Below are 24,053 nucleotides of genomic sequence, written 5' to 3'. Positions count from 1 at the left end.
CACTTCGAGGTCCCTTCTCCAGGGATGTCGGGCTTCGCGTGCCGGTAAGCGTCCGTTTCAAGGAAGCTGCGCTCCCGCGTGAAGCCCCGGCCCGCGGTCAGCTGGTCTCGCCGGCCACGCTGAACGATCCCAGCCGGTTGATCGCGAACAGGGTTCCGCCGATCGCGAAGATCAGCGCCATCACCACGGCCACCGGCACGGAGACCTTTCCGGCGAGCATGCTGGTCGGGGCGAGCTTGTCGGCGATGGTGATCACGTACTGCTCGATGGACAGGACCCGGGTGCCGCTCACCCAGCGTCCCAGCAGGCCCTCCCAGATCAGGATGTAGACCAGGCCCAGCAGCACCGGGCGCCGGGTCACCAGGCTCAGCAGCAGGAACAGCGCGGAGTAGGCCAGCGCCCCGACCGCTGCCGCGGCGGACAGCGCCAGGCCGAACTTGACGCTGTCGGCCAGCACGCCGGCGATGAACAGCGGGACCGCCGAGGTGACCGCCGAGACGCCCGCGGCGACCAGCAGCTTGGCGATGATGATGTCGCGGCGGGGGAGCGGCTTGGTGAGGATGTGGACGATCGTGCCGTCGTCCACCTCGGAGCCGAGCACCCCGGTGCCGACGATCAGGCTGATCACCGGGAGCGCGACGGCGAGGCCGAGGCCCTGCACGACGGCCTGGCCCCACTGGTCGGCGTCGACGCCGACGGACCGGCAGATGAGCGCGAGGCCGATCACCAGCAGGGGCAGGGGCAGCAGCAGCAGGGCCCGGCGGCGGCCGAACAGGCCGCGGACGGTGATGTAGGCGACCGTGGACATCATGCCTCCAGCAGGTAGGAGAAGACGCTCTCCAGCGACTCGTCGGACGGCAGCAGGCGCCGCAGGCGGATGCCCTCGCCGAGGGCGATGCGCGGCAGCGCGCGGGTGAAGCTGCCGTAGTCGGAGGCGCGGACCGTGAGGCCGCCCGCCTCGATCTCGACGCCGCTCACCGACTTCTCGCCGATCAGCGCCACCGCCAGCCGCCGGTCGTCGGAGCTCTGCACGGCGAACACGTGCGGCCGGTTGGTCATCAGCCGGCGGATGCGGCGGAAGTCGCCGGAGGCGGCGAGGCGCCCGGCCACGATCACCTGGACGAGGCCGGAGAGCTGCTCGACCTCCTCCAGGATGTGCGAGCTGAACAGGATGGTGTGGCCCTCGTCGCCGAGCTTGTGCAGCAGTTCCATCATGTGCATGCGCTGGCGCGGGTCCATGCCGTTGAACGGCTCGTCGAGCAGCAGCACCTGCGGGTTGTGCACGAGCGCCGCGGCCACCCGGGTGCGCTGGCGCATGCCCTTGGAGAACGTCTCGATGCGGCGGTCCTGGGCGTCGGTCATCTCGACCAGCCGCAGGGCGCGGTCGGCGGCCGCCGCGGCGTCGGGCAGCTTCTGCATCTTGGCGCAGGCCACCACGAACTGCCTTGCGGTCAGGAAGCCGTGCACCGCCTCCTTCTCGGCGACCAGGCCGAGCTGGCGGTAGATGGCGGGGTTGCGCCAGGTGGGCGCGCCGTCGACGGACACCGAGCCGCGCGACGGCGCCAGGAAGCCCGCCATCATGTGCAGCACCGTGGTCTTGCCGGCGCCGTTCGGTCCGAGCAGGCCGGTCACGCCGGGCTGCAGGCTCATGCTGATGTCGTTGACGGCGACGACGTTGCCGTACCAGCGGGAGACGTTCTGAAGTTCGACGACGCTCACCGTGCCACCTTTCCTTCGCGCTGCGGGGCTCGCAAAACCGGCTCTCTCCTCGCGCTCACAGCGCGGCCACCTTCCGGTAGCGAGCCAGCAACAGCAACAGGCACGCGAAGATGAGGCAGAACGCCTCGATGCCGTAGATCACGCCGAAGTCCCCGACGTCGATGCCGAGATCGCCGCGGCCGCGCAGCCATGCCTCGACCCCCGCGATCAGGCTCATCGGGCTGGCCAGGCCGGCCAGGTGCCGGGAGGTGTCGGAGGGCAGCACGCTGAGCACGCCGACGACCGGGGTGGTCATCAGGAAGACCGCGACGATGCCGCCGGCCGCGAACGCGCGCTTGCCGGTCAGCGAGGCGATGAGCAGGCTGATGCTGGCGAAGACGAGCGCCCACAGCAGGCTGTAGGCCCAGCCCGGCAGGAGCAGCCCCAGCTCGTGCCAGACGCCCTTCATGCCGGTCTTGGTGGTGAACGCGCCGCCGAGGAACATGATGAACTGCGGCACGCCCAGCAGCAGCCAGGCGGCCGTGACCAGGGCCGCGACCTTCGCGGAGACGTAGTCGAAGGCGCGCAGCGGCCGGCTGAAATACAGCGGCAGGACCCCGGAGCGCAGGTCGCGGGAGACCAGCTCGGGGGCGACGATGGCGACGAAGAAGATCACCAGCCAGCTCATCGAGTCGGCGAAGCTGTAGTAGTCGAAGAGCCAGGTGCCGGTCTGTGACCGGACCGCCGCGTTGATCACCGCGACGAGCAGCGCGATGGCGGCCACGCCCCACGGGAAGATCTTGGACTTGGCGGACCGGCCGAACCCGAACGCGGCTCGCAGCCCGTGCTGGTAGAGGGAGCTGAACACGGCCCGGCGGCCCAGGCGCGGACCCTGGTAACGCTGGTATCCGATGTCGTGGATGACGCCGGCGTCAGACATCGGCCGTCTCCTTCGTGGTGAAGAGCTCGGCGACGCGGTGACGTCGCTGGTCGAGGCGGTGCAGCGGGAGGTCGAGCTCGGCCACGGCCTGCAGGATCCGGTCGTACGCGCTGTCGGAGTCGAGTGGCACCAAGAGCAACCGGCCCTCGGGTGTGACGGCGAAGCCGGCGGCACGCAGGGCCGCGGCCAGTTCGTCGGTGCCCTCGCTGACCTCCACGGCGAGGACGTCGGAGGCCGCGGTCATCCGGTCGATGCGGTCGGCGCGCAGCAGGCGCCCGCCCTCGATGGCGATCAGCGAGTCGCAGATGCGCTCGACCTCGCCCAGCAGGTGCGAGCAGACCACCACGGAGATGCCGAACTCGTTGCCGATCCGATGGATCAGCGTGAGCATGGCGTCGCGCCCGGCCGGGTCGAGGCCGTTCGTGGGTTCGTCGAGAAGCAGCAGGTCAGGGTCGTGCACGAGGGCCTGAGCCAGCTTGACCCGCTGCTTCATGCCGGTCGAGTAGCCGCCGATCTGGCGATAGCGCTCCTCGTAGAGCCCGACGTGGCGCAGCGCTTCGGAGGCTCGCTCCCGCGCCGCGGTCTTGGGAAGTCCGCTGAGCCGCCCCATGTGGGTGACGAACTCGGAGGCCGACACGTCCGGCGGCAGGGCATCGTTCTCCGGCATGTAGCCGACCCGCGCCCGCACCTTGTCGGTCTCGGTGACCGGGTCGATCCCGAACACCCGGACGTCGCCGGCGCTGGGCGCGAGAAGCCCCAGCATGATCTTGATGAAGGTGCTCTTGCCGGCACCGTTGGCGCCGACGAGCCCGATGACGCCCGCATCGACCTCGACGGTGAGGTCGGCAAGCGCCGTCACCCCGCCGCCGTAAGTCTTCGTCAGCGCCTTGGTCGCGATGATGGTCACGGGCCTAGCCTAGGAAGCCTCCGCACCCCGGCGGATCCGGAGAATCCCTGAGGACCCTCTCGGGGTCTCTCAGGCCACTCTCAGAAAACTCACTTGAATCGTACGGGTGACCTCTGCCACGCCAACGGGCCTCCGCGGCACTCCGAGACCCCTTTCTCAAGAAAAACGCGCGGATCTGCCCCGGGCGGGTCGGCCCCGGAACGCGGAACGGCCCGGCTGCGCCTACGGGCGTGCCGGGCCGCGTACGCGTCGATGGTCAGCCGGTGTTGCGCATGCCGGCGGCGATGCCGTTCACCGAGGTGAGCAACGCCCGCTCGAGGGCGGTCGACTCGGACGGGGCGCGCCGGGCGCCGGGTGTCGTGACCAGTTGACGGTCGGCCTCGCTGAGGTCGCGGTACTGCCGGAGCAGGGCCACCTGGAGGTGGTGCAGCGGCAGGAGGTAGGTGTCGCGGACATCGAGGGTGCGCCGGAGCTCGGGCTGGGAGGCCAGCAGGCCGCCGCTGCCGGTGATCGCCAGTACCTCGCGTACGGTCAGCTCGTACTCCTGCTTGATCTTTTCGAAGATCGGCTGGAGGTGTTCGGGGACCAGGGTCTCGACGTAACGGCGTGCGATGTCGAGGTCGGTCTTGTTCAGCATCATCTCGACGTTCGACAGGAACGTCTTGAAGAACTGCCAGTCCGCGTGCATCTGCTTGATCGACTCGCCGTGGCCGGCCTCGCGCGCCGCCTTGAGGCCGGTGCCGACGCCGTACCAGCCGGGCACGATCTGCCGGGTCTGGGTCCAGCCGAAGACCCACGGGATGGCCCGCAGACCGCCGAGGCCGGCGTCGGTGTTGGGCCGCTTCGACGGGCGGGAGCCGATGTTGAGCTGACCGAGCAGTTCGGTCGGGGTGGACGCCCAGAAGTAGGCCGCCAGGTCCGGGTCTTCCACCAGCGAGCGGTAGGCCGCGAACGCCGCGTCGGAGGCCGCGTCCATGGTCGCGTCCCACTGCGCCAGGCGCTCGGCGTCGACCGACGGGGTGGTGTGCAGCAGCGTCGCCTGCAGCACCGCCGCGACGGTGAGCTCCAGGTTTTCCCGGGCCAGGGCGGGCAGCGTGTACTTGTCGGAGATGACCTCGCCCTGCTCGGTGACCTTGATCGCGCCGTCGAGCGTGCCGTACGGCTGGGCCAGGATCGCCTCGTGGGTGGGGCCACCACCACGGCCGACGGTGCCACCACGACCGTGGAAGAGGCGCAGGCGCACGCCGTGCCGGGCGGCCACGTCACGCAGCGAACGCTGGGCTTTGTGGATGCCCCACTGGCTGGTGGTGATGCCGCCCTCCTTGTTGGAGTCGGAGTAGCCGAGCATGACCTCCTGCACGTCACCCCGGGCCCGCACGATCTCCCGGTAGGCCGGCAGCGACAGCATCTCGTCGAGCAGCTCACCGCCGGCGGCGAGCTCGGCCGGCGTCTCCAGCAGCGGCACGATGTTGACCCGGGCCCGGCCGGTGTGGATGTCGACCAGGCCGGCCTCGCGGGCCAGCACGGCCGCGGCGAGGACGTCGTCGACACCCAGGGTCATCGAGATGATGTACGTCTCGATGACGTCCGCGCCGAAGCGCTCCTGCACCTCGCGGATCGTGTTGAACACGTCGAAGGTCTTGCGGGCGGAATCGGTGAGCGGGGTGTCCGCGCTGGACAGCGGCCGCCGCCCGGCCAGCTCGGCGGCGAGCAGCTTGGTGCGGTCGGGCCGGTCGAGGGCGGCGTAGTCGTCGACCTCGCCGACCTGGGTGTACATCTGCTGGAGCACCTCGTGGTGCTTCTCGGCGTGCTCACGCACGTCGAGCGTGGCCAGCTGGAGACCGAACGCGGAGAGCGTGCGGATCGCCGACGCGACCACGCCGACCGCGGTGAGCTGGCCGGAGTTGCGGGCCAGCGAGGCGCGCATCAGCTCGAGGTCACCGATCAGCTCGTCGTTGCCGAGGTAGTCGCGGCCGGAGACGTGCGGGGTGTTGCGCCGCAGCCGTTCCCGGGTGTTGGCCAGCTTCGCCTTGATCGCCCGTACCTTGAGGCGGTAGGGCTCCTCGGCGTTGGTCTTGCGGAAGCGGGGCGCGACCTCGGGCAGGTTGTCCAGGTCCTTGGCGATCGAGGCGGACAGGTCGAGGGACACCCCGCGCAGCCGGCGGGAGACCGACAGTTCGTCGATCAGCCGGTCCATCGCCTTCTCGGTGGCCTGGATGCCGTGCTCGTGCTGGATCATCAGGACGTCGCGGGTGACGGCCGGGGTGACGAACGGGTTGCCGTCGCGGTCGCCGCCGATCCACGTGCCGAAGGTCAACGGGCGCGCCGTCGGCGCGGTCTCCACGCCCAGGTTGCGCAGCGTCTCGGCGAGGTCGGTGAGCACCTGCGGGGCCGCGTCCGCATAGAGGTCGCGCAGGTAGTAGACGGCGTTGCGGGCCTCGTCGGTCGGATCGGGCCGGTCGAGCCGCAGCTCGTCGGTCTGCCACAGCAGGTCGATCAGCTCGGCGAACCGGCGGGTCGAGGCGGTGGTGTCGGAGGCGCCGAAGAGGACCTGGGCCGAGGCTTCGTTGTCGAGCTCGTCGGCGACCTGGCGCAGCTTGGACAGGATCGAGCGGCGGGACGCCTCGGTCGGGTGCGCGGTGAAGACGGGGCGGACCGCGAGCCGGCGGGCGGCCGCGGCGATCTCGTCGGCCGGCACGCCGTGCTCGGCGATGCGCTTGGCGGCCTGGTCGAGCCATCCGCCGTCCTGGGCCCGGCGCCGCCGGAGGTAGCGGGACCGGTGCACCTGCTCGGTGATGTTGGCGAGTTGGAAATAGGTGGAGAACGCGCGGGCCAGTTTGGTGCCGGTGGTGACATCCATGGCGGCCAGCCGGTCGGCGGCGGCGTTGGCGTCCTGCCGGACCAGGGCCCGGACCTCCTCGACCAGGTCGAGCAGCGGACGTCCTTCCTGCCGGGCCAGGGTCTGGCCGAGCAGGGCGCTGATCCGCCGGATGTCGGCGCGCAGCGCGGCGTCGGAGTCGGGGCCGTCCGTGTCGGGGTGGCCGTGCGGGTCGCTCATCGGGGCGCTCCTTCTGCCCCCCAAGAAAAGGGAGCTCGGTCAGTGCTCCAGGACGGCGCTGTCCCGACTCCGCCGATGGTATCGGCGGGACCCCTGGGAGGGGTGAATTGAGGCAAGACTCACGAGTTCGTCAGGCGGAAAGGGGCACCGCCGGGCGAAGAATAGCGGGTCGGCGGGCCTTGGGGGCGGCGTTGGCCGGGCCGGCCGGGCGCAGTCGGGCCGGCGTCTCGGTGGCTTTCACCTTGTGCACGAAGTTGTGCCGGGCCTCGGCGAAACCGGACCGGTCGCCGTACATGTCGCGGCTCATCTCGGCGAGCTCGCGGGCCTCGTACACCTCGAGCGGGACCCTCTCGGCGGCCAGCCGCCGGGCCTTCGCCTGGCGCTTGGTGCGGGCCGAGCGCACCTCACTCTCCCGTTCGGCGAGGGCGGTGAGCCATTCGGTGTACGCGTCGGGATGGCGCGGCCCGACCTCGTCCACCAGCCCGATCGATCGGGCCCGGACGGCGCTCACCGGCAGTTTGTCGTCGATGAGCCGTTGCGCCGGATCGGCCCCGACCCGCCGGGGGAGCGTGAAGGTGTGCAGCTCGGAGCCGTACAACCCGATCTCGTAGTACGGGTTGAGCACGATCCCGTCGCGGGCGGCCACGATGTCGGCGCCGAGCCCGAGCATCACGCCCCCGGCACCGGCGTTGCCCGCGTACCCGGCGATGACCACCTGCCGGGTGCACGTGATGATCTCCCGGCAGACCTCGTTGATCGCCCGGATGCTCGCCCAGGCGGCGTTTGCGGGGTCCGGGGAGGCCTCGATGACGTTGAGGTGGATGCCGTTGCTGAAGGCGTCCGTGCCCCCGCGCAGCACTAGGACCTCGGTGTCCTGCGCGACCGCGTGCCGCAGCCCGGCGAGCAGCCGGCGGGAGTGCCCGGGCGCCATCGCGCCGTTGTAGAAGTCGAAGGCGAGCCACCCGACGGCGCCGCTGCGCCGGTAGCGGACCTGCCGGTAGGTGGCCGGGTGCTCGGGTTCGCTGCCGGGCGGCAACGGCGAGTGGGGTACGCCGCGCAGGCGGGCGCCGAGCAGGGTGGTCGCCGGGAGCTTGACACCGGCTCGGCCGGGCTTCGCCGAGTTCTTGGGCCGTTCTTTCCCGCCGGCGGCCGGCTCGGCGGCCCGCAGGTGGCCGAGCCAGACGCTGCCGTCGCCGGTGCCGACGAGCACGGCGCCCTGCCGGCGGCTGATGATCTCGCCGGGGCGGGCGCCGCGGGCGAGGCCGGGCAGCGCGTCGTAGGCGAAGACGGCGAGTCCGCCCAGTTCGGTGCGTACGCCCGGGGCGCCGTCGGCCGCGCGGATCTTCCGGACGATCTGCTCGGTCGGGTCGGCGAAGTCGAAGGCGCGGTCGGACTGGCGCATCAGCTCGCGCGGCCGGGCGCCGGGCACCTCGGCGGGGGCCTGGTCGGCCGGAGTCGGTTTGAACTTCGGGTCCTGGGCCTTGGCGACGACCTCGAAGATGCACTCCAGGGCGGCGTCGGCGACCGGCCCGTGGTAGAGCGACGACTTGCGAGGCGGCGCGGCGGACATGGGGAATGTCCGGGTGGCCCAGATCGGACCCGCGTCCATCTCCTGCACCGCCTGCAGGGCCGTGACGCCCCAGAGCCGCGCGCTCTCGGTGATCGCCCAGTCCAGTGCGGACGGCCCGCGATCGCCGACCGGGCCGGGGTGGATGATCACGGTGCGCCGGCGCCGCCAGATCTCGGCCGGCACCCGCTCCTTGAGGAACGGGCAGATGATCAGCTCCGGATCGGCCTTCCGGACGGCCGCGATCATGTCGGGGCCGCTGGTCGCGAACTGGACACCGACCTCGTGCCCGGCCTCGCGCAGGGCACACCAGGCTCGCTGGCTCAGTCCGTTGAATGCCGTTACGAGCAGCAGGATCCGCACGTTGCCTCCCAGGGAGCCGTACTGACTAACAGCTATCGACTATTCTCCGGATATCGACCGTTATGTCGGACATGTTGTCCGACCCGGCAACGTCGGTGGGCCGGACTAGACTCGAACGCCTACCCCCGTCCCATCGGACGTCTGGGGTTATTCGTCTGGGTTATTCGACGTGGGAGCAGTCAGCATGCAACTCTCCGGCCTGATCCCGGCGGCCCTGCGTGACCGAGGGCTCGCCCGCGCTCGTGATCTGGCGCGCAAGGGTTTCGTGGATTCCGACTCGCTCGACCTGACCGCCCCCGCCTCGCTGCGGCCGTTCGTGGTCTCGACCGTCGCCGGCCGCACCGAGCTGGGCGGCGCCGGGCGGCCGGTGCTCGCCGTCACCGCCACCAGCCGCGAGGCCGACGACCTGGCCGACGCGCTGGGCTGCCTGATCGACTCCGACCGCATCGCGGTCTTCCCCTCGTGGGAGACGCTGCCGCACGAGCGCCTGTCACCCCGCTCCGACACCGTCGGCCGGCGGCTGGCCGTGCTGCGCCGGCTCGCCCACCCCGGCGAGCAGCCGCTGCAGGTGGTCGTGGCGCCGGTGCGCAGCCTGCTCCAGCCACAGCTCAAGGGCCTCGGCGACCTCGAACCGGTCGAGCTGGTCAACGGCGGCGCGGCCGACCTCGAGGGGGTGGCGCGGCGGCTGGCCGACATGGCCTACGCCCGCGTCGACCTCGTCACCAAGCGGGGCGAGTTCGCGGTGCGCGGCGGCATCCTCGACGTCTTCCCGCCCACCGACGAGCACCCGTCCCGGGTCGAGTTCTGGGGCGACGAGGTCGAGGAGATCCGCACCTTCGCGGTCGCCGACCAGCGCACCATCGACGCCGTCACCCGGCTCTGGGCGCCGCCCTGCCGGGAGCTGCTGCTGACGCCCGCGGTCCGGGAACGGGCTGCCGAGCTGTCCGCCGCCCACCCGGAGCTCGCCGAGATCCTCGACAAGCTGGCCGAAGGCATCCCGGTCGAGGGCATGGAGTCGCTGGCGCCGGCCCTGCTCGACGGCACCGGCAGCATGGAGCTGCTCCTCGACTGCATGCCGGCCGGCACCCACGTGCTGCTCTGCGACCCGGAGCGGATCCGCACCCGCGCGCACGACCTCACCCGTACCTCGGACGAGTTCCTCGAGGCCTCCTGGGCCGCGGCCGCCGTCGGCGGCCAGGCGCCGATCGACGTCGGCGCCGCCGCTTTCAAGACTCTCGCCGACGTGCGCGCCCACGCCGCGACGCTGTCCCAGCCGTGGTGGACCCTCTCGCCGTTCGGCCTGGCGTCGGCCGACTCCGACGAGACCGCCGCGGCCGACCAGCCGTGGCTCGACGCCCCCTCGGCCGTTCAGGTGTCGCCCGACCAGGGTGACGCCATCGCCCTCGCCGCCCAGCCCGTGCCGCTCTACCACGGCGACACCGCTCGGCTCACCTCCGATCTGACCGCCTGGGTCGCCGCCGGCTGGACCGTCGCCCTGGTCTTCGAGGGGCACGGCACGGCCCAGCGGGCGACCGAGGTGCTGCGCGACGCCGGCGTCGGGGTGACCCCGGTCGACCACATCGAGAAGGCGATCGAGCCCGGCCAGGTGCTGATCACCTGCGGCGGTCTCAACCACGGCTTCGTCGACGAGGCCTCGCAGCTGGCCGTCATCACCGGCAACGACATCAGCGGGGGCCGCGGAGCCTCGACAAAGGACATGCGGAAGATGCCGTCGCGGCGGCGCAACACGATCGACCCGCTCGAGCTCAAGCCCGGCGACCACGTGGTGCACGAGCAGCACGGCATCGGTCGCTACGTCGAGCTGGTGCAGCGCACGGTCAACGGCGCCGACCGCGAATACCTGGTGATCGAGTACGCCGCGTCCAAGCGTGGCCAACCGGGCGACCGCCTCTACGTGCCGACCGACCAGCTCGACCAGCTGTCCCGTTACGTCGGCGGCGAGCAGCCCACGCTGCACAAGATGGGCGGCTCCGACTGGCAGAAGAGCAAGGCCCGCGCCCGCAAGGCGGTGCGCGAGATCGCCGCCCAGCTGATCCAGCTCTACGCGGCCCGGCAGGCGTCCAAGGGGCACGCGTTCGGTCCCGACTCGCCCTGGCAGCGCGAGCTGGAGGACGCCTTCCCCTACACCGAGACCCCGGACCAGCTGGCCGCGATCCACGAGGTCAAGCACGACATGGAGCTGGCCGTCCCGATGGACCGGCTGATCTGTGGCGACGTCGGCTACGGCAAGACCGAGATCGCGGTGCGGGCCGCCTTCAAGGCCGTGCAGGACGGCAAGCAGGTGGCCGTGCTGGTGCCCACCACGCTGCTCGTCCAGCAGCACTTCAACACGTTCACCGACCGGATGGGCCAGTTCCCGGTGCAGATCAAGCAGCTGTCCCGGTTCCAGACGCCGACCGAGGCGAAACTGGCCCTGGAACAGGCCGCCGACGGCACCGCCGACATCGTCATCGGCACCCACCGCCTGCTGGCCAACTCGACGAAGTTCAAGAACCTCGGCCTGATCATCGTGGACGAGGAGCAGCGGTTCGGCGTCGAGCACAAGGAGCAGCTCAAGGCTCTGCGCGCCTCGGTCGACGTGCTGACCATGTCGGCCACCCCGATCCCGCGCACCCTCGAGATGGCGATCACCGGCATCCGGGAGATGTCCACCATCGCCACCCCGCCCGAGGAGCGGCACCCGGTGCTGACCTTCGTCGGCGCCCACGACGAGAAGCAGATCGCCGCCTCCATCCACCGTGAGCTGCTCCGCGACGGTCAGGTGTTCTACCTGCACAACCGGGTCGAGTCGATCGACCGCGCCGCCCGCAAGCTGCGCGAGCTGGTCCCCGAGGCCCGGGTCGCGGTGGCGCACGGCCAGATGAGCGAGGAACAGCTGGAGAAGGTGATGGTCGGCTTCTGGGAGAAGGAGTTCGACGTCCTGGTCTGCACCACGATCGTCGAGTCCGGCATCGACATCCCCAACGCCAACACCCTGATCGTCGAGCGTGCCGACCTGCTCGGCCTGGCCCAGCTGCACCAGATCCGGGGCCGGGTCGGCCGGGGCCGCGAGCGGGCGTACGCCTACTTCCTCTACCCCCGCGAGAAGCCGCTGACCGAGCACGCCCACGAGCGTCTCGCCACCATCGCCCAGCACACCGAGCTCGGCGCCGGCATGTACGTGGCGATGAAGGACCTCGAGATCCGCGGCGCCGGCAACCTGCTCGGCGGCGAGCAGTCCGGCCACATCGAGGGCGTCGGCTTCGACCTCTACGTCCGGATGGTCGGCGAGGCCGTGCAAGCGTTCAAGGGCGAGCGCCCCGAGGAGGAGCCGGAGGTCAAGATCGACCTCCCGGTCGACGCCCACCTGCCTGTCGAGTACATCTCGGTCGAGCGGCTGCGCCTCGAGATGTACCGGAAACTGGCCGAGGCCCGGGACGACAGGAAGCTCGAGGAGGTCATCGCCGAGATGACCGACCGCTACGGCGAGCCGCCGGCCCAGGTCGCCAACCTGATCGCGGTGGCCCGCTTCCGGCAGACGGCCCGTGCCTACGGCCTGACCGACGTGTCGATGCAGGGCAAGCACATCCGGCTCGCCCCGCTGCCGCTGCCCGACTCCAAGCAGCTGCGGCTCAAGCGCTACCACCCCGACTCGGTCTACAAGCAGGCCACCGACCAGGTGAGCGTGCCCCGGCCGGCCACCCGCCGGATGGGTGGCGAACCGCTGCGCGACCAGGCCCTCCTGCAGTGGTGCGCGCAGCTGCTCAAAGACGTCCTGGGTGAGGTGCCGGTCAAGGCGCCGGTGGCCGGATGATCCGTTTTCCGGGGGTCGGCGACGTGTGTCCCAGCGGGCGTGAGAGAGTCAGGACCATGCAGCGTGTTCGCCGACTCGCATCCGTCGTTGTCGTCGCGTCCCTCGCCGTGGCCGGCCTTTCCGCCTGCCGCTCCGAGCCGTCCGTGGCCGCCTATCTGGGCGATTCCCGCCTCACCGAGGCCCGCGTGCAGGACGTGTGGGACGAGGCCCACGACGCCGTCGTCAAGGCCGCCCGGTCCACCCCCGGCACGCCGGCCACCATGGCGGTCACCCGCACCGACGTGGTGCGCACCCTGATCAGCGCCGATGTGCTGGCCAAGGTGGCCAAGGCGAAGAGCGTGTCGCTGCCGGCCGAGATGAACCTCGAGGAATACGCCTCGTCGTTGCACGTGCCGGCGACCACCGAGTTCGTCCGGCTCTACGCCGAGGCCGACACCTATGTGCGCGTGCTGCGTCAGGGCATCACCAGCCCGGCGGCGCTGTCCGATGCCGACCTCCGGGAGATCTTCGAGGTCCTCGCGGCGAACGGGCAGATCCAGGAGGGCAGCTCGTTCGAGCAGTTCAAGACGAGCCTGCCCGACTCGAACAAGCAGCTGGTGCAGACCGCGACGGCGGTGCGCACCGAGATCGCCGAGGTGGCCAAGCCGCTCGACATCAAGGTCAACCCGCGTTACCAGCCGCTCGGCATCCCGGTCCTGCAGTTCCAGACGGCCAACGGCGAGGTCCGCCCGCTGGTCAGCGTGCCGCTGGGCGACGACGAGTCCGCGCCGGTCAGCGCCTCTTAAGGTGCCCGCCCGCATCATCCTGCTGGTCACCTCGCCGCGCCTGCCGGCCGGCCTGCTCACGGCTGCGGCCTGGGACGCCGTCCGGCAGTTCCCGGTCCTCACCGCGGCCGAGTCGGAGCAGGCCGACGCGTTGCGGCACGCGGGAGTTCCGGTCGAAGTGATCATTCCGGACCCCGAGCGCGTTGTGTCGGAATTGTCGGGCAAGGCGGCGGTTGTCTGGCTCGCCGGTCCGGCCGGCGACCAGGATTTCGCCCGTCAGCTGGGCCTGCGCCTGACCCGCGAACCCGAGCTGGCCGAACTCGAGCTGATGTACGGCTCGTGGGACCCGCCCGGCGCCCGCCTGCTCGACGCGGTGGCGGTGCTGGACCGGCTGGCCTCCCCGGGCGGCGACCCGTGGAAGCGCGTGCAGACCCATCGCAGCCTCGCCCAGTACATGCTGGAGGAGGCCTACGAGGCGTTCGACGCGATCGAGGCCGACGACCTGGAAACCCTCCGCGAGGAGCTGGGTGACGTGCTCCTGCAGGTGATCCTGCACGCCCGGATGGCCGAGGAGCTCCCGGACGGCTCGGCCTGGGGCATCGACGACGTGGCCGGCGGCCTGGTCGAGAAGATGGTGCGCCGCAATCCGCACGTCTTCGCCGATGCCGACATCACCGACATCGAGGAGATCACCGCCAACTGGGAGCGGATCAAGAAGGCCGAGAAGTCGCGGGAGTCGATCCTGGACGGCGTCGCGCTGAGTCAGCCGGCGCTGGCGCTGGCCGCGAAGATCCTCCAGCGGGCCGAGCGGGCCGGCCTCGAGGTGCCGTTGCCGGCCGGCGACGAGCTCGGCCCGGCGCTGCTGCGGGTGGTCGCCCAGGCGCGGGCGGCCGGGGTGGACGCCGAGGCGGAACTGCGGCGCACCACATTGACGTACGCGACGTCGGTGCGGAGCGCCGAGCAGAAGAATGTCGGACCCGCCGAGTAGTTTTCTCGCATGCCGGAGTTCGTACAACTCGCCGAAGACATCGTCGACGCCATCCTGCAGGCCGACCCCGGTCTGGCCGCGGAGGTCGGTGACCACCGCTACGACGACCGCATACCCGACCTGTCGCCGGGCGCCGTCGCCGACCGGGTGGCCATGCTGCGCGACGCCGCCGACGCGCTCTCCGGCATCGATCCCGACACCTTCGGCCCGGAGGACCAGGCCGACCACGCGATTCTCGCGGCGGTGGTGGAGCGCGGGCTGTTCGAGCTGACCGACGTGCGCGAGCACGAGTGGAACCCGCTGGGCCACAATCCCGGGCCGCTGCTGCACGCACTGCTCGCCCGCCAGTTCGCGCCCGTCGAGGAGCGCCTGACCAGCCTCGGCGGCCGGCTCGCCGCGATTCCCGACGCGCTGGCCACGGCCCGCGCGGTGCTGCGTGACGTGCCACGCATCCACGCCGAGACGGCGGTGGGCCAGTTCGCCGGCACGGCCGCGCTGATCCGGGACGAGTTGCCGGCGCTCCTCGAGCAGGAGCCCGGCATGCGTGCCGCGGTCGAGCCGGCCGCCGCCACCGCGCTGGCCGCGCTCGCCGAGTTCGACGGCTGGCTGCGCGAGCGGCTCGAGACCGGTGAGCCGGGCCGTGACCCGCGTCTGGGCCGCCCGCTGTGGGAGGCGCGGCTCTGGCACACCCTCGACACCGAGCTGCCCGCCGCCGAGGTGCTGTCCCGCGCCCGCGGCCGGCTCGATCAGCTCGGCGAGCAGCTGCGCGCGGCCGCGGCCGAGTTGGTGGGCGGTCCGGAGACCGACGAGACGGTCCGCCGCGCCCTCGGCACGCTGTCCGCCGACCATCCCGACGACGCCACCATCGTCGACCTCGCCAAGGTCACGATGGCCGAGGCGACCGCGTTCGTCCGGGCGCACGACCTCCTCACGCTCATCGACGACCCGCTCGTGATCGAGGAGATGCCCGAGTTCGCCCGCGGCGTCGCGGTGGCCTATTGCGACCCGCCCGGCCCGTTCGAGACGGCCGACGTGCCGACGTTCTACTGCATCTCGCCGACCCCGGCGGGGTGGTCGCCGGAGCGAGTCGAGTCGTTCTACCGCGAATACAACGACCACATGATCCGCGACCTGACCGTCCACGAGGCGATGCCCGGCCACTTCCTGCAGCTGGCCCACGCGCGCCGGTTCCGGGCCGAGACCCGGGTGCGCTCGCTCGGTTCGTCGGGCCCGTTCATCGAGGGCTGGGCGGTCTATGCCGAGGAGCTGATGGCCTCGGTCGGCTTCGGCGGCCTGCCGGTGCGTCTCCAGCAGCTCAAGATGCAGCTGCGGATAAGCATCAACGCGATGATCGACCAGCTGGCCCACTGCGAGGACCTGCCCGAGGCCGAGGCGATGGCGCTGATGACCGGCCGCGGCTTCCAGGAGGAGGGCGAGGCGGCCGGCAAGTGGCGCCGGGCCCTGCTCACGTCGACCCAGCTCAGCACCTATTTCGTGGGCTACACCGAGATGGCCGGGATCGCCGCGGCCCGCCCGTTCGGCGCCACCCCGAAAGCCTGGCACGACGCGATGCTGGCGCACGGCTCCCCGCCGCCGCGCCACCTGCGCACGCTGCTCGGGGTGTGAAGCGGGTTTCGCGGAGAGATCTACAGGTCAAGGAGGACACCGTGGCCTCCTTGACCTCGCACGCCAACAAGGCGAAAGACAACCTGTGGCTCGAGCGCCTGACCCGCGCCGGGCTGGCCGGCTACGGCGCCCTGCACCTGCTGTTCGCCTGGCTGATCCTGCGCATCGCGTTCGGCACCGCCCCGGCCGACGGCGACCAGTCCGGGGCGCTGCACACGCTTGCCGCCAAGCCGTACGGCGCCGCACTCATCGTCGCGCTCGTGGCCGGCCTGCTCGCGATGACCATCTGGCAGATCTTCGAGGCCGCCATCGGGCACCGTGACCAGCGCGGACGGCACCGTGTCTACGAGCGGGTGGCGTCGGCCGGCCGGGCCGCCTTCTACACCTACCTCGCGTGGACCGGCATCAAGGTCCTCAAGGGCAAGAACAAGTCGAGCGCCGACCTGCAGGAACAGACCAGCCAGGACCTCATGGTGTCGGCGGGCGGCCGGTTCGCGGTGGCGGCGATCGGGGTCACGGTGGCGGTGATCGGGGCCGGCCTGGCTGTCTACGGCCTCACCAGGAAGTTCGAGAAGCACCTGAAGACGTCGCAGATGACCGCCGGTGTCCGGCGGACGATCCAGCGGCTGGGTGAGATCGGTTACACCGCCAAGGGCGTCGCCTACGGGACGGGCGGGGTGCTGCTGGTGGTGGCGGCCGTCAACTACGACCCGGACAAGGCGCGCGGGCTCGACGCGGCGCTGCGGGCGATGGCCGCGCAGGCGTACGGCACGTGGATGCTGGTGGCGACCGCCCTCGGGATCGCGGCCTACGGCTTGTTCTCGGTGGTGCAGATGCGTTATCGCAAGGTCTGAGCTTCGAACGCTTCCGGCGCGGCCTTCTCCTTGTACGCCGTCATGGCCTGCTCGTAGCGGGTGCCGGCGATGGTGGCGGCGAAGCTGCCGAGCGCGCCCTCGTTGGTCACGCAGATGCCGAACTCGGACGTCGGGGTGCCGTCGACCCGGGTCAGGTCGAGACAGGTGGCGTGCCGGCCGGCGATGGTGGTGTCGTGCGGGGTGACCTCGACGTCCTGGTCGAGCGTGGCCGCGTTGAGCAGGGCGAGCGCGGCCTCCGGGGTGACCAGCGTGCTGCCGGGCAGGGGCAGGGCGGTGGCCGGCTGCGGAGCGGTTCGCGTGCACTCCCGCTTGGCCGAGCAGCGGACGGTGCCGGCGGTCTCCTCGACGAGGCGGCCGCCCGGAAAGTCGTAGGCCGTGCGGGTGGGTTTCTGGGCCTGCGTCACGGTCGCGGTGTCGCCCCCGGCGAGCTGATAGGTCGCGGTGTAGGTGAGCCCGGTCACCCGGGCGAGCTGGACGGCCATCTCCGACACCATGTCGTCCCGGCTGATGCCGGCCGCGCTGGCCTGGTCGAGGCCGGTGCACCCGGTCAGGCCGAGCAGCACCGCCCCGGTGGTGAGACCGGCGGCGGTGAGGCGTAGACGCGAAGGCACGACTGACACCCTTGCCTACGCCCGCAACCCGGCGCAAACGAGTATCAGTCTCACCTCAGTCGTGGGAGCGGTTCCGGTGCGACATCTGGTGCCGCATGATGTACCGCCGGATGACCCGGGCCTGGGACTCCTCCTGCTCGTCATCGAAGACGGCGACCATCTCGACGGAGAGCGGGCCGGGGAACGGCACCTGCTGGCGCAGTGAGTTGACCTTGAAGGCGGTGGCCGGGAAGGCGACCAACTCGTCGCCGACATGAATACTGAGCGTCATCTCGTCGCCGGGGCGCAACTGGACGTCGGTGAAGTGGGCGCGCACCGCCCGCTCGCTCATGTCGTGCACCACCCCGATCGCGTCCGCCTCCCCGGGACGGCTCAGCACGACCGGTTCGCCGCCTCCGCCCCGCACGAAGGAGCGGCTCTGCATGATCGCCGGCTGGCCGGTGAAGTGGACCTCCACCCGGTTGCCGTCGACCGAGACGACATAGCCGTCCTGGGCGTAGCGCCCGCGCGGAGCCGCTGCCCAGCGCAGTTGCACGGTCGAATTCGTGGGTGGCAGGTGGGCCTTCGCCAGGGAGAGGGTGACCACCGTCCCGGAGGCGTGCACGACCCTCACCTCGGGATGCGTTTCGCCGTAGGAGGTCATCTCGATGAACGACCCGTCCGGCGGGAGACTCGAAGCGCTCATAGTGCCCGAGAGATCGGCACCAAAGTCCCGACCTTGAGCCATCGGTCGTAAGTTCACCGGCCGCGCGTACGTCCGCTACCGCGCCCGGATACGCTCAGTGCCGTGGTCGGCCGCAGGGTCGCGGTCGGTGACTGCAACCTATGTGAAGAGGAGCGAGACCACACATGGCCACCATTGAGGCGATCGTCGCCCGCGAAATTCTCGACTCCCGGGGCAACCCCACCGTTGAGGTCGAGGTCGGGCTTGACGACGGAACGGTCGGCCGCGCCGCGGTGCCCTCGGGCGCCTCGACCGGTGCATTCGAAGCGCTCGAGCTGCGCGACGGCGACAAGGGCCGTTACCTGGGCAAGGGCGTCGAGAAGGCCGTCGCCAACATCGAAGACAAGATCGCCGACGAGCTGGTCGGCTACGAGGCGTCGGAGCAGCGCCTGATCGACCAGAAGATGCTCGACCTGGACGGCACCGCGGACAAGTCGGAGCTGGGCGCCAACGCGATCCTGGGCGTGTCCCTGGCCGTCGCCAAGGCCGCCGCGACCTCCGCCGAGCTGCCGCTGTTCCGCTACCTCGGCGGGCCCAACGCGGCCCTGCTGCCGGTGCCGATGATGAACATCCTGAACGGTGGTGCGCACGCCGACTCGAACGTCGACGTGCAGGAGTTCATGATCGCCCCGATCGGCGCGCCGACGTTCCGCGAGGCGCTGCGCACCGGCGCGGAGGTCTACCACGCGCTGAAGTCGGTGCTGAAGAAGAAGGGCCTGTCGACCGGCCTGGGCGACGAGGGCGGCTTCGCGCCGAGCCTCGCGGCCAACGCCGCCGCGCTCGACCTGATCGGTGAGGCGGTCAAGGCGGCCGGCTTCACCCTGGGCACCGACATCGTGCTGGCCATGGACGTCGCGGCCACCGAGTTCTACAAGGACGGGGCGTACGTCTTCGAGGGCTCCCCGAAGTCGACGGACGAGATGATCGCCTACTACGCGAAGCTCGCCGACGAGTACCCGATCGTCTCGATCGAGGACCCGCTGTCCGAGGAGGACTGGGCCGGCTGGAGCGCGATGACCGCGCAGCTGGGCAACAAGATCCAGATCGTCGGCGACGACCTGTTCGTGACCAACCCGACGCGCATCGGCCGGGGCATCGCGGAGAGCGCCGCCAACTCGGTTCTCGTCAAGGTCAACCAGATCGGCTCGCTGACCGAGACGCTCGACGCCGTCGACCTGGCGCACCGGGCCGGTTTCAAGACGATGATGTCGCACCGCTCCGGTGAGACGGAGGACACCACGATCGCCGACCTCGCGGTCGCGGTCGGCAGTGGCCAGATCAAGACCGGCGCCCCCGCCCGCTCGGACCGGGTCGCCAAGTACAACCAGCTCCTGCGCATCGAGGAGCAGCTGGAGAGCGCGGCCCGGTACGCCGGGGCGGGCGCTTTCCCGCGTTACCGGGCCGCGTAACAGCCGGACCGAAGATCATGGAGTTGTGGCACTCTCAAGGGGAGTGCCACAATCCGTGACCGGTCGAGCGGGGGAGCAGGGTGACCACACAGCGACGCGCGCCGAGCGGACAGGGCCCGACCCGCCGCACCGGTTCGTCGCGGGTGCGCACGACCGGCACCACCCGCGTGCAGACCCGCACCCGGGCGCGGCCCGCCCCGACCCGCCGCACGGTGGGTGTGGGCACCGGCCCGGCGAAGCGGACGGCCGCCCCCCGGCCCCGCGCGCTGACCGGCCGCGCGACCGTCCTGATCGTGGTGTTCGTGGCGCTGGCCTTGGCGTACACATATCCGCTCCGGGTCTATCTGGCGCAGAAGTCGGAAATCGCCCAGATGGAGGCCGATCAGGCCGCCCAGCGCCAGCAGATCGCTCTCGACCAGCAGGAACTGGCGAAGTGGAAGGACCCGGAATACCTCCGGGCGCAGGCTCGCAAGCGGCTCTCCTACGTGCTGCCCGGGGAGACCCCGCTGTTGGTGATCAACGATCCGGCCGGGGCCGCCCGCGAGTCCGGCAACAAGGCCGCGCCGGCCACCCCCGACCGGTGGTACGACACGCTGTGGAGCAGCGTGCAATCAGCAGACGCGGAGCCTCGAAACTGACATGGCAAGTCCCTCCGAAGCCGATCTCGACATCGTGGCGGCCCAGCTCGGCCGCGCACCTCGCGGCACCCGCGCCGTCGCGCACCGTTGCCCGTGCGGCAACCCGGACGTCGTCGAGACGGCGCCGCGCCTGCCCGACGGCACCCCGTTCCCCACGCTCTTCTACCTGACCTGCCCGCATGCGACGGCCGCGTGCAGCCGGCTGGAGTCCGCCGGAGTCATGCGCGACATGCAGGAGCGCCTGTCGACCGATCCCGTGCTGGCCGAGCGTTACGAGCAGGCGGCCGAGGACTATCTGGCGCGCCGCAAGGCGATCGAGGACGTACCCGAGATCGCCGAGGTCGCCGCCGGCGGGATGCCCGACCGGGTCAAGTGCCTGCATGTCCACCTGGGCCACGCGCTCGCCGCCGGCCGGGGCGTCAACCCGTTCGGCGACGAGGTGCGGGACGCGGTCGAACCGTGGTGGGCGGGCGGGCCCTGCGTAACCGCGAAGAAGGACGAATAGGTGGAGATCCGGCGGGCGCGCACCAGTGACGTACGGGCGATCAGGGCCCTCGTGGACACCTACACCACCGATCGGCGCCTGCTGTCGAAGGCCACGGTCACGCTCTACGAGGCGGTCCAGGAGTTCTGGGTCGCGGTCGACGAGCCGGGTCGCGTGCTCGGTTGCGGGGCCCTGCACGTCATGTGGGAGGACCTCGCCGAGATCCGTACCGTTGCGGTGGATCCGGCCTGCCGCGGCCGCAAGATCGGCCACCAGATCGTGTCCCGGCTTCTCGATGTCGCCCGTGAGCTGGGCGTGGCCCGGGTTTTCTGCCTCACGTTCGAGACCCGCTTCTTCGGCTCGTTCGGCTTCACCGAGATCGACGGCGCGCCCGTCCCGCACCCGGTCTACGAGCAGCTGCTGCGCTCCTACGACGAGGGTGTCGCCGAATTCCTCGACCTCGAGCGGGTCAAACCCAACACCCTGGGGAACACGAGAATGCTGCTGCACCTGTGAGAGTCGCGGCCATCGACTGCGGAACCAACTCGATCCGCCTGCTCATCGCCGACGTCACGGACGGGCGGAGCACCGACATCGCCCGGCGGATGGAGATCGTGCGGCTCGGCGAGGGCGTCGATCGCACCGGCCGGCTGTCCGACGCCGCGCTGGCGCGCACCCGAAAGGCCTTGCAGGTGTACGCGGCGGAGATCGCCGAGCTGGGCATCGACCGGGTCCGGATGTGCGCGACGTCGGCCTCGCGGGACGCCGCCAACGCCGCCGACTTCCGTGACATGGTCCGCGGGGTGCTCGGCGTCGACCCCGAGGTGATCACCGGCGACGAGGAGGCCCGGCTCTCGTTCGCGGGGGCGGTGGCCGGCCTGGACGCCGCGCCACCCTTCCTGATCTTCGACATCGGCGGCGGCTCGACCGAGTTCGTGACCGGCTCCGCCCGGGTCGAGCACGCGATCTCGATGGACATCGGTTGTGTCCGGATGACCGAGCGCCATCTGCACTCCGACCCGCCCGCGGCGGCCGAGGTCGCCGCCGCCACCCGGGACATCACCGAGGCGGTCGAGACCGCGCTGGCGGCCGTTCCGGGGCGGTCGGCGGGCACCCTCGTCGGGCTGGCCGGCACGGTCACCACAGTGACGGCGCTGGCCCTGGGGCTGCCGTCGTACGACTCGGCCCGCATCCACCACGCCCGCGTCAGCCGCGCGGCGGTCGCCAAGGTGGCCGACGAACTGCTCGCGATGACCACTGCCGAGCGGCTGGCGCTGCCGGTCATGCATCCCGGCCGAGCCGACGTGATCGCCGGCGGCGCCCTCATCCTGAAGATCATCATGGACCGGGTGGGCCGGACCGAACTGGTCGCGTCCGAACACGACATCCTCGACGGAATCGCCTTCTCGCTTTCCTGAGAAGGTCGGTGCTAGTTCGCGCTTGACGGTACTTCGCAATCCACACTACTGTGCCGTGCGTGGACACGACCCAGCTCCTCAAAGGCGTGCTGGACTTGGCCGTCCTCGCCGTCCTGCGCGACGAGGACGGCTACGGCTACGACATCCTGCGCCGATTGCGCGCGGCGGGCATCGAGGAAGTCGGCGACGCGTCCGTCTACGGCACGCTGCGCCGCCTCTTCAGCGGCGGCCTCCTCAACACCTACGTGGTGCCCAGCGACGAGGGCCCGCACCGCAAGTACTACGGCCTCAACGCCGCCGGCCGGGCCGAGTTGCAGCGGTCCGGCAAGGTGTGGCACGGGTTTGCATCCACCATGGACGATCTGCTGCGCGAGCGGGGGGCGGCGTGACCGAGATAGACGCATACGTCGACGGCGTACGGCAGGCCCTGTCGGGCCTGTCCGCCGAGGTGCGGGACGAACTGCTGGAGGATCTCCCGGAACACCTGGCGGAGGTGCGGGCCGAGGGCTCGGGCACGCTCGTCGAGCGACTGGGCACACCGGAGGCGTACGCCGCGGAGCTGCGCGCCACCGCCGGCCTCGTCGGTGACTTCCCGGAGCCGCCGAAGCCCCGCTACCCCGAGCTGATCGAGGCGCGCGACAACATCCTGGAGATCCTGCGCAAGGTGGATGTCCGGGTCGGCCCGGTGATCGGTTACGAGAAGGCCGGTGACTTCCTGCGCCTGCTCCGCCCGGCCTGGTGGGTGGCCCGCGGCTACCTGGCCGCCATGGCCATCGCGTTCCTGCTGCAGGCCAACCGCGGCAACATGGGTCTGCTGCCCCGGATCGGCGACAGCGACCTGGTCGCCCTGGTGCTGCTGGCCGGCTGCGTGACCCTCTCGATAATCCTGGCCAGGCGCAGTCCCGACCTGACCCGCACCCCCCGCTACGCGTTGCGCGCCGGCACCGCCTTCCTGATCATCTTCGCGCTTGCCGGGTTCCAGACCGCCGACAGCCACGCCCGCAACGAGAACGGCGGTGCGAACTACGTCGACTACAGCGGCAGCAACCCGTACAGCAACATCAGTGACGTCTTCGTCTACGACGGCCAGGGCCGGCTGGTGAACGACGCCCGCCTCTTCGACCAGGAGGGCAACCCGATCAGGCTCGGCGACAACCACTGCGACGACCCGATCACCGGCGAATCCGGCCGCTCGGTCCACCTGGGTTATCCGTACTGCCCGGTCAACGCCCCGTTCACCGACCCGAACACACGAACCCCGCAGCCGTCCGCCTCCACCTCCGCATCCGCCACCCCGACCGCCACCCCGACGCCGACTGCGCCGTCGAGTCCCGCGGTGTCGCCGAGTCCGTCGCGCTAGCGGCCCACCCGGAGGTGCCGCCGCGGGGGCGGTGTGTGAAATTGGGTCAGGTGGAATCCCGTACCCCGCAAGACGTGGCGCGCCTCGCCGCCGAGGCCGCTGACCTCGGCGTGCTCGACGCCCGGATCGTGGATTGTTTCGCCTGCCCGCGCCTGGTCGCCTGGCGCGAGGAGGTGGCCCGGGTCAAGCGGGCCGCGTTCCGCGACCAGGTCTACTGGGGGCGGCCGATTCCGGGTTTCGGGGTGGCGGACGCGGAGATCGGGATTCTCGGGCTGGCGCCGGCCGCGCACGGGGGCAATCGCACCGGGCGGCTGTTCACCGGGGATCGTTCGGGTGACGTGCTGTTCGCGGCGCTGCACCGGGCCGGGTTGGCCAACCAGGCATCGAGCGTGTCGCGGGAGGACGGCCTCGAACTGCGAAACACGAGGATCTTCCCGGCTGTCCGCTGCGCGCCGCCCGACAACAAACCGACGCCCGGGGAACGCGACAACTGCGCCCCCTGGTTCCACCGGGAGCTGGAGCTGATCCGCCCGACACTCAAGGTCGTGGTGGCCCTCGGGGCATTTGCCTGGGGTGCGTGGTGGCCCGCGATGCGCGCCGTCTACCGGGTCGAAGCGCCCGTCCCGCGACCCCGATTCGGCCACGGAGCGCAGGTCAGCCTGCCCGGCGTACCCGAGCTGCTCGGGTGTTTTCACGTCAGCCAGCAGAACACCTTCACCGGACGGCTTACCCCGGCGATGCTCGACGAGGTGTTCGACCGTGCGAAGAGGCTCGCCGGCCTGGCATGATTCGGGCACATCCGATCCCGA

Annotated in this window: 21 protein-coding genes; 13 read left to right on the top strand and 8 right to left on the bottom strand. The window is 71.0% G+C overall.

Features of this window, described 5'->3' with window-relative positions; all coding sequences use genetic code 11:
* Positions 1–97 precede the first annotated feature (97 nt).
* The 6 genes from Afe05nite_RS08685 to Afe05nite_RS08660 form a co-directional block, all read right to left on the bottom strand.
* A complete protein-coding gene (locus Afe05nite_RS08685; RefSeq protein ID WP_203816468.1) occupies positions 98–808 on the bottom strand; it encodes an ABC transporter permease in 711 nt (236 codons plus the stop codon).
* Complete coding sequence (locus Afe05nite_RS08680) at positions 808–1,719, bottom strand: ABC transporter ATP-binding protein (RefSeq protein WP_203816467.1); 912 nt, start codon at positions 1,717–1,719, stop codon at positions 808–810. Before Afe05nite_RS08680 ends, Afe05nite_RS08685 begins: the two co-directional genes overlap by 1 nt.
* Before the next feature lie 55 nt (positions 1,720–1,774).
* Positions 1,775–2,638: an ABC transporter permease gene (locus tag Afe05nite_RS08675; protein WP_203816466.1), complete on the bottom strand. Its 864-nt coding sequence runs from the start codon at positions 2,636–2,638 to the stop codon at positions 1,775–1,777.
* Positions 2,631–3,545 (bottom strand): ABC transporter ATP-binding protein, encoded by a 915-nt coding sequence (locus Afe05nite_RS08670; RefSeq protein WP_203816465.1) that lies wholly within the window; start codon positions 3,543–3,545, stop codon positions 2,631–2,633. The genes Afe05nite_RS08675 and Afe05nite_RS08670 overlap by 8 nt, the downstream gene beginning before the upstream one ends.
* Positions 3,546–3,801: 256 nt before the next feature.
* Positions 3,802–6,603, bottom strand: a complete 2,802-nt coding sequence (gene ppc / locus Afe05nite_RS08665) for a phosphoenolpyruvate carboxylase (RefSeq protein WP_203816464.1) — start codon at positions 6,601–6,603, stop codon at positions 3,802–3,804.
* Positions 6,604–6,733: 130 nt separating this feature from the next.
* Complete coding sequence (locus tag Afe05nite_RS08660; RefSeq protein ID WP_203816463.1) at positions 6,734–8,533, bottom strand: enoyl-CoA hydratase-related protein; 1,800 nt, start codon at positions 8,531–8,533, stop codon at positions 6,734–6,736.
* A gap of 184 nt (positions 8,534–8,717) precedes the next feature.
* Between Afe05nite_RS08660 and mfd the strand changes: the two genes are divergently transcribed.
* The 5 genes from mfd to Afe05nite_RS08635 are packed head-to-tail and all read left to right on the top strand — an operon-like array spanning position 8,718 to position 16,579.
* Complete coding sequence (gene mfd / locus Afe05nite_RS08655) at positions 8,718–12,347, top strand: transcription-repair coupling factor (protein WP_203816462.1); 3,630 nt, start codon at positions 8,718–8,720, stop codon at positions 12,345–12,347.
* A gap of 56 nt (positions 12,348–12,403) precedes the next feature.
* Complete coding sequence (locus tag Afe05nite_RS08650; protein WP_203816461.1) at positions 12,404–13,132, top strand: hypothetical protein; 729 nt, start codon at positions 12,404–12,406, stop codon at positions 13,130–13,132.
* Position 13,133: 1 nt separating this feature from the next.
* On the top strand, positions 13,134–14,099 hold the full coding sequence (locus Afe05nite_RS08645; RefSeq protein WP_203816460.1) for a nucleoside triphosphate pyrophosphohydrolase: 966 nt from the start codon (positions 13,134–13,136) through the stop codon (positions 14,097–14,099).
* A gap of 9 nt (positions 14,100–14,108) precedes the next feature.
* Positions 14,109–15,725, top strand: coding sequence for a DUF885 domain-containing protein (locus tag Afe05nite_RS08640; RefSeq protein WP_203816459.1), 1,617 nt, complete (start codon positions 14,109–14,111; stop codon positions 15,723–15,725).
* Positions 15,726–15,766: 41 nt separating this feature from the next.
* The gene (locus Afe05nite_RS08635; protein ID WP_203816458.1) at positions 15,767–16,579 is read left to right on the top strand and encodes a DUF1206 domain-containing protein; all 813 of its coding nucleotides are present in this window, start codon (positions 15,767–15,769) and stop codon (positions 16,577–16,579) included.
* On the opposite strand, the gene Afe05nite_RS08630 is transcribed toward Afe05nite_RS08635, so the two are convergent.
* Positions 16,564–17,211: a hypothetical protein gene (locus tag Afe05nite_RS08630; protein WP_203816457.1), complete on the bottom strand. Its 648-nt coding sequence runs from the start codon at positions 17,209–17,211 to the stop codon at positions 16,564–16,566. The genes Afe05nite_RS08635 and Afe05nite_RS08630 overlap by 16 nt on opposite strands.
* Positions 17,212–17,266: 55 nt before the next feature.
* Positions 17,267–17,896, bottom strand: coding sequence for a hypothetical protein (locus tag Afe05nite_RS08625; protein ID WP_203816456.1), 630 nt, complete (start codon positions 17,894–17,896; stop codon positions 17,267–17,269).
* A gap of 164 nt (positions 17,897–18,060) precedes the next feature.
* On the opposite strand from Afe05nite_RS08625, the gene eno reads away from it, so the two are divergent.
* The 8 genes from eno (at position 18,061) to Afe05nite_RS08585 (ending at position 24,032) form a co-directional block, all read left to right on the top strand.
* Positions 18,061–19,344, top strand: coding sequence for a phosphopyruvate hydratase (gene eno, locus Afe05nite_RS08620; protein WP_203816455.1), 1,284 nt, complete (start codon positions 18,061–18,063; stop codon positions 19,342–19,344).
* An 80-nt stretch (positions 19,345–19,424) separates the two neighbouring features.
* Positions 19,425–19,982, top strand: a complete 558-nt coding sequence (locus Afe05nite_RS08615) for an FtsB family cell division protein (protein WP_203816454.1) — start codon at positions 19,425–19,427, stop codon at positions 19,980–19,982.
* A 1-nt stretch (position 19,983) separates the two neighbouring features.
* Positions 19,984–20,487 (top strand): DUF501 domain-containing protein, encoded by a 504-nt coding sequence (locus Afe05nite_RS08610; protein WP_203816453.1) that lies wholly within the window; start codon positions 19,984–19,986, stop codon positions 20,485–20,487.
* Positions 20,488–20,982, top strand: coding sequence for an amino-acid N-acetyltransferase (locus Afe05nite_RS08605; RefSeq protein WP_203816452.1), 495 nt, complete (start codon positions 20,488–20,490; stop codon positions 20,980–20,982).
* A complete protein-coding gene (locus Afe05nite_RS08600; RefSeq protein WP_203816451.1) occupies positions 20,979–21,884 on the top strand; it encodes a Ppx/GppA phosphatase family protein in 906 nt (301 codons plus the stop codon). The genes Afe05nite_RS08605 and Afe05nite_RS08600 overlap by 4 nt, the downstream gene beginning before the upstream one ends.
* Before the next feature lie 59 nt (positions 21,885–21,943).
* Positions 21,944–22,273 carry a PadR family transcriptional regulator gene (locus Afe05nite_RS08595; protein ID WP_203816450.1) on the top strand — a complete coding sequence of 110 codons (330 nt, stop codon included), beginning with the start codon at positions 21,944–21,946 and terminating at the stop codon, positions 22,271–22,273.
* The gene (locus tag Afe05nite_RS08590) at positions 22,270–23,244 is read left to right on the top strand and encodes an HAAS signaling domain-containing protein (protein WP_203816449.1); all 975 of its coding nucleotides are present in this window, start codon (positions 22,270–22,272) and stop codon (positions 23,242–23,244) included. The genes Afe05nite_RS08595 and Afe05nite_RS08590 overlap by 4 nt, the downstream gene beginning before the upstream one ends.
* Before the next feature lie 50 nt (positions 23,245–23,294).
* Positions 23,295–24,032 carry a uracil-DNA glycosylase gene (locus tag Afe05nite_RS08585; protein WP_203816448.1) on the top strand — a complete coding sequence of 246 codons (738 nt, stop codon included), beginning with the start codon at positions 23,295–23,297 and terminating at the stop codon, positions 24,030–24,032.
* The last annotated feature ends 21 nt before the right edge of the window (positions 24,033–24,053 follow it).

Origin of the sequence: Paractinoplanes ferrugineus (assembly GCF_016862195.1) — a bacterium.
Lineage (GTDB): Bacteria > Actinomycetota > Actinomycetes > Mycobacteriales > Micromonosporaceae > Actinoplanes > Actinoplanes ferrugineus.
Note: the sequence above shows the minus strand (reverse complement) of the source record. Positions and strands in the feature narration are given on the sequence as shown.